The following is a 13,833-nucleotide window of genomic DNA, read 5'->3' on the forward strand; positions in this document are numbered from 1 at the left end:
TTTGCTGCAATAAACTAATAAGCAGAAACAGAGACTTTTCTGCAAAGGAGCTACACATATGTCACAAAACTTTCTGAAAAATCCACCCAAAAACCTCTTCTTTACCGGCAAGGGAGGAGTAGGTAAAACAACCACTTCTGCGGCAACGGCCATCGCCCTGGCTGACAGCGGCAAAAAGGTGCTGCTGGTCAGTACCGACCCCGCTTCCAATCTGGACGAGGTGCTCGGGCTGGCTCTCTCTGCCGAACCGTCTGAGGTGCCGGGCGTCCCTGGCCTCTACGCATCAAATGTCGATCCGGTGGAGGCTGCCGCTGCCTATCGGGAAAAGATGGTCGGCCCCTATCGCGGCATCCTGCCGGATGCTACCGTGAGGAGCATGGAGGAACAACTCTCCGGCGCCTGTACCGTGGAAATCGCCGCTTTCAACGAATTTGCAACGCTGATGGGAAACCCGGAAGCCGTGGCACGTTTTGATCACATCATCTTCGATACTGCCCCCACCGGCCACACCCTGCGGCTGCTCTCGCTCCCTGCCGCCTGGAGCGACTTCATCGACACCAACTCCGGTGGGACTTCCTGTCTCGGTCCTCTTGCCGGCTTGAAGGCTCAGGAGCAGCTTTATGCCAATACCCGCCGATCATTGGGGGATGCAGCAGAGACACTGGTGGTTGTGGTCAGCCGACCGGACTTTGCCCCTCTGGTAGAAGCGGCCAGAGCTTCCGCCGAACTGCAGGAGCTTGGGGTGAGTAACCAATATCTGGTGATTAACGGCGTACTGCAATTGACCGATCCAAGTGACAGTGTCGCTGTTGCACTGCGGGAGCGGAACATGAAAGCGCTTGCGGAAATCCCGCAGGCGTTGACTCTGCTGCCGCGAACAGAACTGCCGCTACGCGGCACCGAACTGGTCGGCATTCCTGCACTGAGGGCGTTCTTTTCAACTGAGATCAGCGTACCGTCAAGCGGAAGCGTTGCTCAATCCACTCCTTTGCCGGCGCCGCTGGATAATCTTCTCGACATGCTGGCAGCCATGCCTGGCGGAGTGATTATGACCATGGGCAAAGGTGGTGTCGGCAAAACTACCCTGGCAGTGAAAATTGCAACCGCGCTGGCCAGCCTGGGCAAGAAAGTGCATCTGACGACCACCGATCCGGCTGCTCATGTCGCCCTGACCCTTGGTGAAGCACCGTCGGAAATGCAGGTCAGCCGTATTGATCCGGAAGCCGAAACTGAGGCATACCGCAAGGAAGTCCTCGCTACTGCCGGGGCAAGTCTGGATGATGAAGCCCGGGCGCTGATGGAAGAGGATCTCCGTTCACCATGTACGGAAGAGATTGCCGTTTTCCGGGCTTTTGCCAAAATCGTCGATCAGGGGACTGACCGCTTTGTGGTAATTGATACCGCCCCGACCGGCCATACACTGCTCCTATTGGACGCTTCCGAATCGTACCACCGTGAGGTCTCCCGCAATATGAGCGACATACCCGAGGCGGTGCGCCAATTGCTGCCGCGTCTGCGTGATCCCGCATTTACCAAGGTTTTTTTGGTGACTCTGCCGGAGGCCACACCGGTTCACGAGGCGCTGGCGCTCCAGCAGGATCTGCGCCGCGCCGGCATCGAACCGGGAGGCTGGATCGTTAACCAGAGCCTGGCGCCGCTGGCTGTCACCGATCCGATTCTTGACCAACGCCGTGTCCGCGAATTCCGCTATATCGATGAGGTCGTCCATGAAGGGCTGCCGACCTTTTTAATCCCGTGGCAGTAGTGACATATTGGATAGTTAAAGAGATATTGCGATACGTCTCTACAAATGTATCAACACCAAACAAAAAGGAGATTCACCATGAAGATTGAAATTTTTGACCCTGCAATGTGCTGCTCAACCGGTGTCTGCGGACCAAGCGTCGATCCTGAACTTGTCAGAATCCAGGAGTCACTGCGCCAAATCCAGAAACAGGCGCCTGAAGTCCAGGTTGTGCGCTCTGGGCTCACCTCAGATCCGCAAGCATTTGTTGCCAATACCGCCGTAGCTGAGCTGCTGAAAAGTGACGGACCCCAGTGTCTGCCGCTCGTGTTTGTAGATGGCGAACTGGTCAGTAAAGGGAGTTATCCGTCCAATGTGCAGCTTCAGGCAATTCTGAATCGAGTTGGAATTAATATAAGTTTGACCGAAAAGAAACCACGCGTAAGTTGCTGCGGTCCCGGCTGCTGTTAAACCCGATATAGTAGCGAAATAGTTAAACAAGGAGATTGGAATGGCAGCAAAAGCAAACAACAATGATAAGGCATCAAATGCAAATGACGAAGTATCTACCGGGGGATTTCCCAGTTGCGGCCCCGGCTGCGACTGCGTAAGCCCTGCCAGCAAAACCAGCAGAACAGCAAAGATTGTCATTTGTTGTGCTGTCGTCGCGATAATTGCTGGTATCCTGCTTTTCAAAGCTATGAACGCCCGGCAGAACCCGGCAGCCGGGTTATCAGCTTCGTTTGCACAAAAGGGACCGGTAACTAACAGTTCCGCGCAGGTGGGAGGAAGCGGGGCTGCTATTTCCGCAATAGCCGACCTCAATGACCTTGCAGCCAAACTCGACACTGTTTTTCTCGTTATTCCGGGCAAAGACAATGCTCCTGCCACTAAAGAAACTGGCGCCGTTCTGGCATCAGTCGAGCGCACCCTCAATGAAAAAGGGCTGAGCACCGGCATCTACACCTTGAAAGCCACATCGCCCGACTACCCGGATGTTGCCGCAAAGGTGACACCGCCAGGAATTGCGGTGTTGACCAAAGGGCGCGGCATCGGTTTTGTTTCCGGAGGAATGTCGGAAAATAAGCTGATGCAGGCATATGTGGCCTCCACAAGCGGCGGTGGTTGTGGCCCGAGCGGTTGCCCACCCCCCGGTGGCGGCAAAGCTGCCGTTCCGTGCAACTGAAGGGGTGACAGATGCTTGACTATTGTATCACAACGCTGCAAAACGCGGCTTCCCAGCCGATTGGGCTGTTCTTCGCCCTACTGCTCGGCTCAGTAAGCGCCGCTACCAGCGCCTGCTGCACACTACCGGCAATGGGTATACTTATCGGCTATTCCGGGGCACGCCAGGAATCAAACCACCGGGCTGCTGTCAGCTCTGTGGTTTTTTTCACTGTCGGCACGGTCGTCTCTTTGATGATTATCGGTGGCATTGCCGGGTTTGTCGGCCAGACCGCACAACTATCTCTGGGAGGGTACTGGAAAATATTTGCCGGCATCATTGCGATTCTCTTTGGTCTGGCAACACTGAAACTGCTCCCCTTTAAACTCCCTGAAAAAAAGCAGTACACAATCAACAAACCGTTTCGGCAAGATGGGGCCGGCTGCTGCCGGGCTGCTCATGGGTGGCGGCGTGGCAGCGAGCTCTCTCCCCTGCAATCCGGGCATTTTTATCGTGCTCGGCGCGGCGATCTTACAGGGGCAGGTACTCTGGGCGATACTCTTACTTGCCATGTATGCAATCGGTTTCAGCATCCCGCTGGGAACTGTTTTACTGGGCGTTTCTCTGGGTAAAACCGCACTGCTATCACAAAATGCCGACAAAGCCATCCGCTGGGTTTCAGGGTGTATCCTCCTTATCGCCGGGTTCTACCTCCTGGCAACTTTTTAAAGAAGTGCATATCCAGTTTTAACCATGTACGCAATGGCCCAGAAAAGGAAAGAACACAATGAAGATTGAAATTTACGACCCTGCAATGTGCTGTTCTACCGGTGTTTGCGGTCCAAGCGTTGACCCCGAGTTGGTAAGAATTCAGGAAGCGTTGCGCCAGATCCAGAAGCAGGTTCCGGAAGCCCAAGTTATGCGCTACGGGCTCACCTCAAATCCGGAGGCTTTTATCGTCAATAACACGGTGACCGAACTGCTGCAGAACGAAGGGTCGAAGTGTTTACCGCTCCTGTTTGTGGACGGGATGTTCATCCTCAAAGGACAATACCCAGGGAATGAACAGTTAAGATTAATACTTAAAAACCGTGGATTTAATGTGTCTCTGGCAGAGGATAGAAAAGCATCACGATGCTGCGGCCCTTGCTGCTGCTGAACTCACTGGCAGCCATTAAGGAAAAATGTAAATGGAGCTGTTCATAGAGCAATTGCGGATACTTTCCCGACGTTACAGCTTATTAAATTCCTCATGTTGCGACGAGTGCTGTGGCGAACAGATCTCCATGACACAATGTAATATACTTCGTGAAGTGAGGCAACGCCCCGGCTCATCAATACAGCTCATAGCCGGGGAGTTGGGCGTGGATATTACCACATTCAGCCGCCAGATTAAGAAAATGGAAGCAAAAAAACTCGTAAACAGGCGTGCTTCACCCGACGACCGTAGGGTAAGCCTTCTGGATCTAACCCCTACAGGAGTTGAGGTGCTATGCTCGATTGACAATTACATCACAGAATGGACTGCAGGAATACTTGAAAGAATGAGCCGTTTTGAGCAGGAAACGGTGGCACGCTCGCTGTCATTGCTGAATGATGCCATAGCCGCCATTGGCAAGACGGACAGGAACCAAGACAGTAAATTTGCAAGCAATAAAGTGCCCGAGTAATCAACTTTATCTCATCCAGGGAGACTTATGAAATATCTTCTCCGATTGTCTTTTATCACTGTCGCATTCCTTTTGTTCCCTGTTTTTTCTTTTGCCGCCGGACTTCCCTCGGCCAATGTGTTCACCATCCGTGCTGCCCTGGCCTCGGGTAAGCCGACTGTGGCTGATTTTGGCGCCCGCAGTTGCATCCCCTGCAAAAGGATGGCTCCGATCCTGGAAGAACTGAACAATGAACTTAAAGGCAAAGCCAATGTTCTGTTTTCAGACCTCAACGAGTCTCGGGATGTGGCAAGTCCGTATAGAATCCAAATGATGCCGACGCAGATTTTTTTCGATGCCAAAGGCAAGGAAGTAAAGCGGCATATCGGCTTCATGGACAAAGCTGACATCCTGAAAGAACTGAAAGCCGCAGGGATGAAATGAAATCCGCTCTTCAAGGGGGACAGAACCGGGTGACTTCGGGAATCCTCTGGTTTGCTATGATTGCAGGCTTTGTTCTGTCACTTATGGATCTTCTTGAAATCTGCACCGATGCATGCAGCGAGACCGCCAAGTATACAATTTTCGGACTCAATTTCGGTTGGTTTGGTCTGGCTTTTTTTTCGACTCTATTGATTGTTCATGCCGTTCGAAACCGGCTGCCAATTGCGCGATTGATCCTGTCTCTGCTGCTGTTCGGCTCTGCCGGTGCTGAACTGCATTTTATCTGGTTGCAAAAATATGAAATTGGCAAGTGGTGCCCCATTTGCCTGACCATTGCGGCGACAGTCTATCTGGGCTGTGGTGTGCTGCTCTATGAAACATTAAGGAGTGAACCAGTGAAAAACAGATTCAAACGTATCACCGTCATGATCATGGCTCTTGTTGTGGGTACTATCACCGCCACATTCGGTGTTGTCAGAGAGAGCCAGGCAACTCTTGATTTTTACCTGGGCAACGAAAAGAGTCCGGTGACGGTCTACTTCATCAGTGACTGGTTCTGTCCTGTCTGTCGAAAGGTGGAGCCTCGTATCGCACAGATCTATAGCCAGGTGGTTAGCGATGCCCGTGTCGCCTTCATCGACTACCCAATTCATGCTGAGACGAACAACTTCACCCCGTACAATCTACAATTCCTGGCTTTTGAAAAAGAGAAATACCCCAAGCTGCGCGCCGCCCTGGCAACTCTGGCAATGAAAACAAAAACTCCGACAGCCGAGCAGGTTCAAGAGGCGGTAGCTCCACTTGATGTTACATTGCGCCAGATGAACTACGCTGATATCCTTTACGGCCTTCAGACCAACCTTACTACCTATCGAGGCTTCGGCGTCACAGCTACCCCTTCAGTAGTAGTGACGCATGCTAAAACAGGGAGAAAAAAGATTCTGGTCGGCGACAAGCAAATAACCCTTCAAGCTATCCGGTCTGCGCTTGTTGAGGTTGGCAAAAAGTAATGCTTGAATCACCATCAATAACATACTTGGGTGCATTTGTGGCGGGACTGCTATCCTTTCTATCCCCCTGCGTGCTTCCCCTGATACCCTCATACATTACCTACATCACCGGCCTTTCTCTTGGTGACCTTCAGAATGATCGCCCTGGCCATGTCGTTCGTCAGAAAACGATACTGCACTCCCTGGCTTTTATTTCCGGATTTACATTCGTATTTGTTCTCCTGGGAGCCTCAGCTACACTACTTGGCTCGTTCCTTCAGGAGCATATGGCCATAATCCGCAAAGCTGGCGGTCTGCTTGTAATTATGTTTGGCCTGCATGTCGTCGGGCTTTTACCAATACAGTGGTTGCTGGGTGAGAAACGGATCAACATTCGTCACAAGCCTGCCGGTTATCTGGGAAGTTTCCTGGTAGGTCTGGCCTTTGCTGCCGGTTGGACACCATGCATCGGACCGATTCTGGCCTCGATCCTGATGATTGCAGCCACAGAGGAAAAAGTGGGGCGAGGGATTGTGCTGTTGCTGCTTTACTCCATCGGCCTGGGAATACCATTTTTGCTCTCTGCCCTGGCTCTTCATCGCTTCATTATCTTATTCAACCGTTTCAAGCATCACATCCGGATCTTCGAGATCATCACCGGCCTGTTTCTTGTTGTGGTAGGAGTACTGATATTTACCAACTGGCTTTCACTCCTTTCCGGCTACGCCAATATGCTTTTTCCGCTTGAATGAGAATAGTTTTGCCAAATTCATTTTTCCCCTGGCACAATTCCATCACTTTTTGACTTATTTATTAATTTTTTTATTGCAAGTTGCGCAAGCAGCGATACACTTAAAATATCCGCCTAGGCAGATATTTAAGACATTTGCCGTTTGTGTAAGTTTTGCCAACAAAGGAGAACTGTCATGGGAAAAAAAGGATTCATATTGTGTGTCTGCCAGGGGACGTGCCCAAGTTTTACGAAGATGGACATTTTTGGTGTCCTGTCTGATGTGCGCCGGGAGAAACTATTCGACTATGTATGCCTCCATCCACAACTCTGCGTCGGCGACGGTGAAGAGTTCCTGAAGGTGCTCCTTTCCGGCGGCGAGACTGAAAAACTTTATATTGCTGCCTGCGATCCGATGATGCAAAGCAAAATGTTCCGCGATGCCTTTGATGCAATCGGCTTTGACAAAACGCACTATTTTGCCCTCGACATTCGCAACAAGACAACTGAAGAGGCGGTAACTGCCGTCAAGGGAATGGTGGTGAATAATCCGTAACGGCATTTCCAGATACTGATAACTCAAGAATCATCAAGACAGATGAAGCCTGCTTCAGTCTCCTAACTAATGGATGCTGCAGAAATAGTCAGACAATTAATGAAAGGGATCTCTAAGCTGGGCACGAAACAAACTCTCTACAAGAGAATTTAGAACCAAATGGAGTTCACCGATGACTCTTATCGGGAAAATAGTGCTGGCCACGCTGGCTGTCAGCTTCATTTCGCTGGCAGGAGTCGTACTCATCCAGCTAAAGGATGCTGCCATGACATGGCTCCTCGGTTGTCTTGTCAGTTTCGCAGTAGGTGGATTACTCGGCGGTGCCTTCCTGCACCTATTCCCAGAGGCGGCTGAATCCGGCAATACCAACCTCTTCACCCATGCCCTGATCGGAATCATCTTTTTCCTGTTCATGGAACGGTTTCTACGCTGGCGCCACTGCCACCAAGGGCGCTGCGAAGCCCACTCGTTTACCTATATCAACCTCGTTGGAGATGGGATTCACAACTTTATCGACGGCATGATTATCGCGGCCTCCTTTGTCCAAGATCCTAGACTGGGCTTGGCAACGACAGTGGCTGTTGCCGCCCATGAATTACCACAGGAACTGGGTGATTTCGCCATGCTGGTTTACGGTGGATTTGGAAAGAAGAAGGCACTGCTGCTCAATCTTCTTTCTGGCCTGGTCGCAGTATTTGGGGCTCTCCTCGCCTATTACCAAATGAACCATGTGACTTGGTTGAAAGACTTCCTCGTTCCGTTTACCGCCGGAGGCTTCATCTATCTGGCCCTGGTTGACATGGTTCCTGAACTGCACCGGAAGTCTTGCAGAGGCAAGACATTTGCACAAACAGCCGCTCTGCTGGCCGGTTTGGGGGTCATGGGAGGGCTGAAAATGTTATTCGATCATTGATCTCTGGATAAATATTCTACACAACGGCCCTAAAGGAGGTGAAGCCACAATCAAGGGCTTGAAATGGAGTAAGGTCGCTACACGCATGACCTTGTCTGAATTTTCTGTGGAAAACACCTAAAACAAGGAAGGAGGTAATCAACATGAGAAGTTTGGATTTTTTGAGAGAAATGGACAATTTACGCAGGGAAATCAACCAGGCATTCCAGGGTTATGGCTTAATTCGTCCACTTGGAACCACATTCCTCTCACAGGGGACTTCACTACGTTTTCCTCTTATCAACATAAGTGAAGACAAAGAGCATGTATATGTTAATGCGCTCGTACCCGGAGTCAATCCGAAACAGATCGACCTTACTGTGCTGAGAGATACCATCACCATCAGTGGCGAGCGGAAACCGTTTGAGGAACAGAAAGGTCAGATTGTGCATAGGTGCGAACTTTGTTCAGGAACGTTCTCAAGAACACTCGAACTGCCGGCTGATATCGACCCAAACAAGATTGAAGCCGAGTGCATTGATGGCATATTAAGCATTTGCCTTGCCAAGGCCGAACATGCAAAACCGAAAAAAATTGACATCAAACTTTCGTAACCAGATGTCACCCATACTTAAAACGCTTCACGATGAAAGGAGGCTATCATCATGGCAGACAAAAATATAACTGTACGCAATGAGGATAAAAGTGTCCATACTCGCGAGGAAACCAGGGCCAGCGAACGTTACATCAAACCATCGGTCAATATCATAGAGACAGAAAATGGGTTGACTTTGACCGCCGATATCCCCGGTGCCGCTAAAGAGACCGTCGATATCAATGTGGACAATGGGGTTCTGACTATAAACGCGCCGGCATCACGCAGTATGCCTGGTCAGCCTGTATATACCGAATTCGATCTGGCTCCATATTATCGCCAGTTCACCATCCCGGAAGCACTGGACTTAAACAAAGTTAAAGCAGAATTCGAATTCGGAATTCTGACCCTGCAGCTTCCTAAGAAAGAGGCGGCAAAACCGCACAAAATACAGATCAAGGCAGCGTAAAACCTTGAGATGCAGTTATGCCTATGGTGTTCTGCCCTGAGGGTTGCAGACATATGCAACCCTCAGCTATTGCCAATTTGGAACAACAGCATGCCGATAAAAATATTCCATCAATTACACATTACCAAGACCATTGTGTATTCACAGGTTCTTGTTTGTTTTTGGACATTTGTTATTTCCGTATCACTTATAGTGAACATTATGATGAAGCAAACGGGTTTGCTCTGTGCAACTCACGCGGTCATCTGGCTTGGCGGCCTTATTTGTCTGTACATTGGGGCCACAATGATAAAGCGCCGAAGCCAAGAGTGCAATTTGGCTGAAAACGAACTGCGGCGAGTGAATGATCTGCTTGAATTTCAGGCTGCCACCGACTCTATGACCGGCATCTTCAACCGACGTAGATTTTTGGAACTGCTTCAATTGGAAATTCAGGAATCAAAGCGTTATGGCGTTCCGCTGGTGCTCATTTTCTTTGACATCGATTACTTCAAGGAGATCAACGACAAATATGGGCACGAAGCCGGAGACAGCGTATTACGTGAGCTAACCCAACTTGTTGCCAGTTTGATTCGCGAGGCAGATATCTTCGCACGCTTTGGTGGAGAAGAGTTTGTCATTCTAGCGCATAACAATGACGTCGATGCGGGATGCGAACTCGCCGAGAAAATCCGGAGTGCTGTTGATCAACATCGCTTTACAATAGTAGGCAGTGTTACCTGTAGCTTCGGCGTTAGCCAGTTTGAGTTTGGCGATACAGGTGAAAGTATTATCAAACGAGCTGATGAAGCCATGTATTCAGCCAAAAAAAGAGGAAGAAACCTGGTTGAAAATTTCTGTGACTGTCAACGAACTCTTTCATCAGGATAAAATATGTGCCTCATCGTTTTTGCACTTGAATGCCATCCGAAATACCGTCTTGTCCTCGCTGCAAACCGTGACGAGTATTTCGAGCGCAAGACAATTTCCGCTGGATATTGGCCTGATAATCCTTCGATTTTAGCTGGCCGGGATTTACAATCAGGGGGAACGTGGCTGGGGGTGACGACAACAGGGCGACTGGCGGCGGCAACCAATTATCGTGACACGAAATGGCATGTCGAGAATCCGCCGTCACGAGGTTTGCTTGTTGCTGAGTACCTGTCTGGCAATATGTCTCCGCCAGAGTATCTGGAAAACCTCAAAACAAGAAGCCACCGCTACGAAGGGTTCAACCTTCTTTTTGGGGATCATTCCGGCATGTACTACTATTCCAACCGAGGTGAGACTGAAAACATTGTATCATCAGGAATCCATGGACTAAGCAATCATCTGCTCGACACTCCGTGGCCAAAGGTGACCGCCGCCAAGGAAAGACTCCTGGCTATTCTCAACAAAAATCCTGACGCCTCGGAAGAGTATTTTTCAGCGTTGGCAGATGAGACTCCTTTCCCTGATGATACGTTGCCTGATACCGGTGTCGGGATCAAGCGGGAGCGTTTTCTCTCTTCGATATTCATGACTAGCAGGACTTATGGAACCTGTTTCACAACACTTCTCATTATCGACAGAGAGGATGGATTTAGATTTGTAGAACGAAGCCATGATCCTCAGCGTTTGAGCAGCACAACAGCAGAGTTCAGTTTCATGGTGCAAAAGTCGTAACCGTCAGGACGAAAGTAATTAGTCAAGGAAAGCTTTTAAATGTAAATAATTCCTGTTGAGGTGGTGAATCGTGGATAAAAAGGATAACGGTATAGAAATACAGATTAAGGTACCAAATCAAACCCGCTATTTGAGCCTTATAGGCCAAATAAGCGAAAATTTGATAAAGGGAATATGCCCGTTATCGGAAAAAAATGAATCCGATGCCAATATCATAAATGTAGTTACAACAGAGGCTGTAGTGAATGCAATTAAACATGCAAATGCCGATGACCGTGAAATGTCTGTAAAGATTATTATCAAGGTTTCCGACAAGGAACTTTCAATCAAAGTTTATGATAGTGGACAGGGTTTTGATCTGGATACAATTCCCACTCCTGACTTAATTTCAGGCAGTCTTGATGAATCGGGACGTGGAATATTTATCATCAAGTCGTTGATGGATTCGGTTGTTTACAAAAAAGCAAATGGTGGGAACATACTGGAAATGAAGAAGATGTTGTCATGTTGATTTATTGTGCACAGTGTTATCGATTAGCAATGATTAAGCTGACAAATACTCCAAAGTCATTATTTTGTTTTTTTGACCTGTGTAAGGGTGAATTCTACCGAGAAAGGGAGGTAACACCATGGATGAACGAACAAAGGAACTTATTGCTATCGGCGCATCGGTAGGAGCGCACTGCCAACCCTGCCTCACCTGGCACGTTGGAAAAGCTCGTGAAATGGGCATTGAAGATGATACTATACGTGAAGCAATTGAAATGGGTCATATGGTGGAAAAAGGCGCCATGAGCGCCATGCGGAAGTTTTCCGCCGATGTCCTTGCAACAAAGTCAGAATCCTCGGAAAGTAAAGTTTGTGAGGCATTGAAGTCGTTTGGTGTTCACGACGAGCACAGCGCGTGAATAAGAAGAGTAAGGCTTCATTGAATCCAAGCTAATGCGGACTTCGTACCAATGCAAGGAGTTTCATAAGGCGATATGACCGGTTGGACAGGAAAAATGCTCAATGTAGACCTGACGTCTGGTCGAATATGGCGTGAGAATATCCCCGTCGACTTCCTGCACCTGTATCTGGGTGGACGTGGGCTTGGTGTACGATTGATGCGGGATTATTATTCCCTTGCCCCGTTCGATTGCAATATGCAATTGGTCTTTGCCGTTGGTCCGCTATGTGGCACACAAGCGCCCACTTCTGCAAGGCTCTCTGTAATATCCAGATCGCCACTTACCGGCACTATCTTTGATTGCTCGGCAGGCGGACGCTTTGCATGGCGATTGAAAGCAGCCGGACTTGATGCAATAAGGATAACCGGCCGCAGTTCAACTCCTGTAGTCCTTTCTGTACAAGGGGAGAGTGTTGAGCTCAACCCGGCTAAATACCTCTGGGGGAAGTCGATCAAAGAAACAGTCGCGTCGCTGGCTGATCGTGGAAGCGTCGCAGCAATAGGCCCTGCTGGTGAGAATGGTGTCCTTTACGCCAACATCATGATGGGAGAAGGCAACTCGCTTGGGCGTGGTGGCCTTGGTGCCCTGATGGGGGCCAAGGGGCTGAAGGCAATTGCTGTTAACGGCGATGCAAAGGTTACTGTTGCTGATCCTTCACATTTCGATCGTGCACGAAGCGACGTCATGAGACTTTTCAATGCTTCTCCGGTCATATTCGGCGAACTGGGTATCGCCAGGTTTGGCACTCCGGCGTTAGTCGATATCATGAGGCAAAGGAGGATGGCCCCCACTGAGAACTTCACCAAAACAGTTTTTGAAGAATCTGGCAACTACTCCGGTCCGAAGATAAATCGGGATTACGAGGCAAAGAAGGATGGCTGCTACGGCTGTCCGATCCAGTGCAAGAAGAGCACCCCGAATGGGGAGCATCTGCCGGAGTACGAAACAGTCTCTCATTTCGGCGGATTGAACGGAATTGCTGATCTTGCCTCCATTGTCAAAGCAAATACCCTGTGCAACGAGCTCGGCATGGACACCATCTCCGCCGCCGCCACCATCTCAGCATGGGGTGAGGCATTGGGGCGTTTCCCTGATGCCGAAGAGCTGCCGGGTCTGCTGGAAGACACCGCATTCAGGCGTGGTGCAGGCGAGCTGCTGGCGCTTGGTTCGAGGCGCTTGGCCGTAGAGCTTGGACGCCCGGAGCTCTCCATCAGCGTAAAGTCCCTTGAACTTCCCGCCTACGACCCTCGCGGCGCCTATGGCATGGCGCTTGCCTACTGCACCAGCAATCGTGGGGGGTGCCACCTGCGTGCCTACACTATTTCTCACGAGATCCTGCGTAAGCCGGTGCCCACTGACCGTTTTTCCTTCTCCGGAAAAGCGAGAATCATCAAGATCGCAGAGGATGCAAATGCAGCAGTAGACTCACTGGTTGCCTGCAAGTTCTCTTTTTTCGGTGCGACCCTCGAAGAGTATGCCGGACTGCTGAGCGCAACCACCGGGTTAGAATACTCTCCGCAGTCGCTGATTGAGATCGGCAATCGGATATGCATGACAGAACGTTTCTACAACGGCACAAACGGTTTTACAATAGCAGACGACAATTTGCCTGAGCGGTTCTTCGAAGAGGCCGGTTCAAGCGGTGAAGGGATCAAAGTACCTCCGATCGACCGAGCAAGGTTTGACGAGGAATTACAAAAATATTATCGGATACGAGGTCTTGACTCTCAAGGGGCCTTCCATGACTTTAATTGGCTGAAGAGACAACCATAATCGCCCCTTCTTTGCAGCCTACTATCGATTACGAACACCTGGAGTATAATTTGAAACTGTAATTGGAGAGGTGATGTCTTGGATGTACCGAATTCATGTGAACACAAGAGCTCACATGAGATAATCCGAAGTGTCGTAGAGTTGTGCGGTGACTGCGACACCTGCCGTTACCTCATGGAAGAGACATGCCTGTTTTTCCCTGAGTTCTATAGACTCTGGGACAGGGAAAAGGA

At 49.9% G+C, this 13,833-nt stretch carries 18 protein-coding genes and 1 pseudogene; all 19 read left to right on the top strand.

Annotated elements, in window-relative coordinates; translation table 11 throughout:
- Positions 1–58: 58 nt before the first annotated feature.
- The 19 genes and pseudogenes from arsA to OR1_RS02825 all read left to right on the top strand — a co-directional run bounded on the left by arsA (position 59) and on the right by OR1_RS02825 (position 13,600).
- Complete coding sequence (arsA, locus tag OR1_RS02740; protein WP_041969793.1) at positions 59–1,765, top strand: arsenical pump-driving ATPase; 1,707 nt, start codon at positions 59–61, stop codon at positions 1,763–1,765.
- A 78-nt stretch (positions 1,766–1,843) separates the two neighbouring features.
- Entirely contained in the window at positions 1,844–2,215 is a 372-nt protein-coding gene (arsD, locus tag OR1_RS02745) for an arsenite efflux transporter metallochaperone ArsD (RefSeq protein WP_041969794.1), read from the top strand.
- A gap of 40 nt (positions 2,216–2,255) precedes the next feature.
- Positions 2,256–2,930, top strand: coding sequence for a hypothetical protein (locus OR1_RS02750; protein WP_041969796.1), 675 nt, complete (start codon positions 2,256–2,258; stop codon positions 2,928–2,930).
- Positions 2,931–2,941: 11 nt separating this feature from the next.
- A pseudogene (locus tag OR1_RS23165) lies at positions 2,942–3,304 on the top strand (sulfite exporter TauE/SafE family protein); the annotation flags it as partial.
- 64 nt (positions 3,305–3,368) lie between these two features.
- Positions 3,369–3,638 carry a hypothetical protein gene (locus OR1_RS23170; RefSeq protein WP_370543322.1) on the top strand — a complete coding sequence of 90 codons (270 nt, stop codon included), beginning with the start codon at positions 3,369–3,371 and terminating at the stop codon, positions 3,636–3,638.
- 58 nt (positions 3,639–3,696) lie between these two features.
- Complete coding sequence (arsD, locus tag OR1_RS02760; RefSeq protein ID WP_041969798.1) at positions 3,697–4,068, top strand: arsenite efflux transporter metallochaperone ArsD; 372 nt, start codon at positions 3,697–3,699, stop codon at positions 4,066–4,068.
- 127 nt (positions 4,069–4,195) lie between these two features.
- On the top strand, positions 4,196–4,579 hold the full coding sequence (locus tag OR1_RS02765) for a MarR family winged helix-turn-helix transcriptional regulator (RefSeq protein WP_237754216.1): 384 nt from the start codon (positions 4,196–4,198) through the stop codon (positions 4,577–4,579).
- Positions 4,580–4,606: 27 nt separating this feature from the next.
- Entirely contained in the window at positions 4,607–5,002 is a 396-nt protein-coding gene (locus OR1_RS02770; RefSeq protein ID WP_041969802.1) for a thioredoxin family protein, read from the top strand.
- The gene (locus OR1_RS02775; protein ID WP_041969803.1) at positions 4,999–6,012 is read left to right on the top strand and encodes a thioredoxin domain-containing protein; all 1,014 of its coding nucleotides are present in this window, start codon (positions 4,999–5,001) and stop codon (positions 6,010–6,012) included. Before OR1_RS02770 ends, OR1_RS02775 begins: the two co-directional genes overlap by 4 nt.
- Positions 6,012–6,743, top strand: coding sequence for a cytochrome c biogenesis CcdA family protein (locus tag OR1_RS02780; RefSeq protein ID WP_041969804.1), 732 nt, complete (start codon positions 6,012–6,014; stop codon positions 6,741–6,743). Before OR1_RS02775 ends, OR1_RS02780 begins: the two co-directional genes overlap by 1 nt.
- Positions 6,744–6,917: 174 nt before the next feature.
- On the top strand, positions 6,918–7,277 hold the full coding sequence (locus OR1_RS02785; RefSeq protein ID WP_041969805.1) for a hypothetical protein: 360 nt from the start codon (positions 6,918–6,920) through the stop codon (positions 7,275–7,277).
- Positions 7,278–7,449: 172 nt separating this feature from the next.
- Positions 7,450–8,190 (top strand): ZIP family metal transporter, encoded by a 741-nt coding sequence (locus OR1_RS02790; protein ID WP_041969808.1) that lies wholly within the window; start codon positions 7,450–7,452, stop codon positions 8,188–8,190.
- Between the two features lie 143 nt (positions 8,191–8,333).
- A complete protein-coding gene (locus tag OR1_RS02795; protein WP_041969809.1) occupies positions 8,334–8,783 on the top strand; it encodes an Hsp20/alpha crystallin family protein in 450 nt (149 codons plus the stop codon).
- Between the two features lie 51 nt (positions 8,784–8,834).
- On the top strand, positions 8,835–9,233 hold the full coding sequence (locus OR1_RS02800) for an Hsp20/alpha crystallin family protein (protein WP_041969810.1): 399 nt from the start codon (positions 8,835–8,837) through the stop codon (positions 9,231–9,233).
- A gap of 90 nt (positions 9,234–9,323) precedes the next feature.
- Positions 9,324–10,103, top strand: coding sequence for a GGDEF domain-containing protein (locus OR1_RS02805; protein ID WP_052440217.1), 780 nt, complete (start codon positions 9,324–9,326; stop codon positions 10,101–10,103).
- 3 nt (positions 10,104–10,106) lie between these two features.
- Positions 10,107–10,877 (top strand): NRDE family protein, encoded by a 771-nt coding sequence (locus OR1_RS02810; RefSeq protein WP_041969812.1) that lies wholly within the window; start codon positions 10,107–10,109, stop codon positions 10,875–10,877.
- Positions 10,878–10,947: 70 nt separating this feature from the next.
- Complete coding sequence (locus tag OR1_RS02815; RefSeq protein WP_041969813.1) at positions 10,948–11,388, top strand: ATP-binding protein; 441 nt, start codon at positions 10,948–10,950, stop codon at positions 11,386–11,388.
- 118 nt (positions 11,389–11,506) lie between these two features.
- A complete protein-coding gene (locus OR1_RS02820; protein WP_041969814.1) occupies positions 11,507–11,785 on the top strand; it encodes a carboxymuconolactone decarboxylase family protein in 279 nt (92 codons plus the stop codon).
- A 75-nt stretch (positions 11,786–11,860) separates the two neighbouring features.
- Entirely contained in the window at positions 11,861–13,600 is a 1,740-nt protein-coding gene (locus OR1_RS02825) for an aldehyde ferredoxin oxidoreductase family protein (protein ID WP_041969816.1), read from the top strand.
- The last annotated feature ends 233 nt before the right edge of the window (positions 13,601–13,833 follow it).

Origin of the sequence: Geobacter sp. OR-1 (assembly GCF_000813145.1) — a bacterium.
GTDB lineage: Bacteria > Desulfobacterota > Desulfuromonadia > Geobacterales > DSM-12255 > Geoanaerobacter.

Excerpts from the sequence above, each read along its gene's own strand:
- arsA (WP_041969793.1), top strand. The coding sequence starts at position 59 with ATGTCACAAAACTTTCTGAAAAATCCACCCAAAAACCTCTTCTTTACC.
- arsD (WP_041969794.1), top strand. The coding sequence starts at position 1,844 with ATGAAGATTGAAATTTTTGACCCTGCAATGTGCTGCTCAACCGGTGTC.
- OR1_RS02750 (WP_041969796.1), top strand. The coding sequence starts at position 2,256 with ATGGCAGCAAAAGCAAACAACAATGATAAGGCATCAAATGCAAATGAC.
- OR1_RS23170 (WP_370543322.1), top strand. The coding sequence starts at position 3,369 with ATGGGTGGCGGCGTGGCAGCGAGCTCTCTCCCCTGCAATCCGGGCATT.
- arsD (WP_041969798.1), top strand. The coding sequence starts at position 3,697 with ATGAAGATTGAAATTTACGACCCTGCAATGTGCTGTTCTACCGGTGTT.
- OR1_RS02765 (WP_237754216.1), top strand. The coding sequence starts at position 4,196 with ATGACACAATGTAATATACTTCGTGAAGTGAGGCAACGCCCCGGCTCA.
- OR1_RS02770 (WP_041969802.1), top strand. The coding sequence starts at position 4,607 with ATGAAATATCTTCTCCGATTGTCTTTTATCACTGTCGCATTCCTTTTG.
- OR1_RS02775 (WP_041969803.1), top strand. The coding sequence starts at position 4,999 with ATGAAATCCGCTCTTCAAGGGGGACAGAACCGGGTGACTTCGGGAATC.
- OR1_RS02780 (WP_041969804.1), top strand. The coding sequence starts at position 6,012 with ATGCTTGAATCACCATCAATAACATACTTGGGTGCATTTGTGGCGGGA.
- OR1_RS02785 (WP_041969805.1), top strand. The coding sequence starts at position 6,918 with ATGGGAAAAAAAGGATTCATATTGTGTGTCTGCCAGGGGACGTGCCCA.
- OR1_RS02790 (WP_041969808.1), top strand. The coding sequence starts at position 7,450 with ATGACTCTTATCGGGAAAATAGTGCTGGCCACGCTGGCTGTCAGCTTC.
- OR1_RS02795 (WP_041969809.1), top strand. The coding sequence starts at position 8,334 with ATGAGAAGTTTGGATTTTTTGAGAGAAATGGACAATTTACGCAGGGAA.
- OR1_RS02800 (WP_041969810.1), top strand. The coding sequence starts at position 8,835 with ATGGCAGACAAAAATATAACTGTACGCAATGAGGATAAAAGTGTCCAT.
- OR1_RS02805 (WP_052440217.1), top strand. The coding sequence starts at position 9,324 with ATGCCGATAAAAATATTCCATCAATTACACATTACCAAGACCATTGTG.
- OR1_RS02810 (WP_041969812.1), top strand. The coding sequence starts at position 10,107 with ATGTGCCTCATCGTTTTTGCACTTGAATGCCATCCGAAATACCGTCTT.
- OR1_RS02820 (WP_041969814.1), top strand. The coding sequence starts at position 11,507 with ATGGATGAACGAACAAAGGAACTTATTGCTATCGGCGCATCGGTAGGA.
- OR1_RS02825 (WP_041969816.1), top strand. The coding sequence starts at position 11,861 with ATGACCGGTTGGACAGGAAAAATGCTCAATGTAGACCTGACGTCTGGT.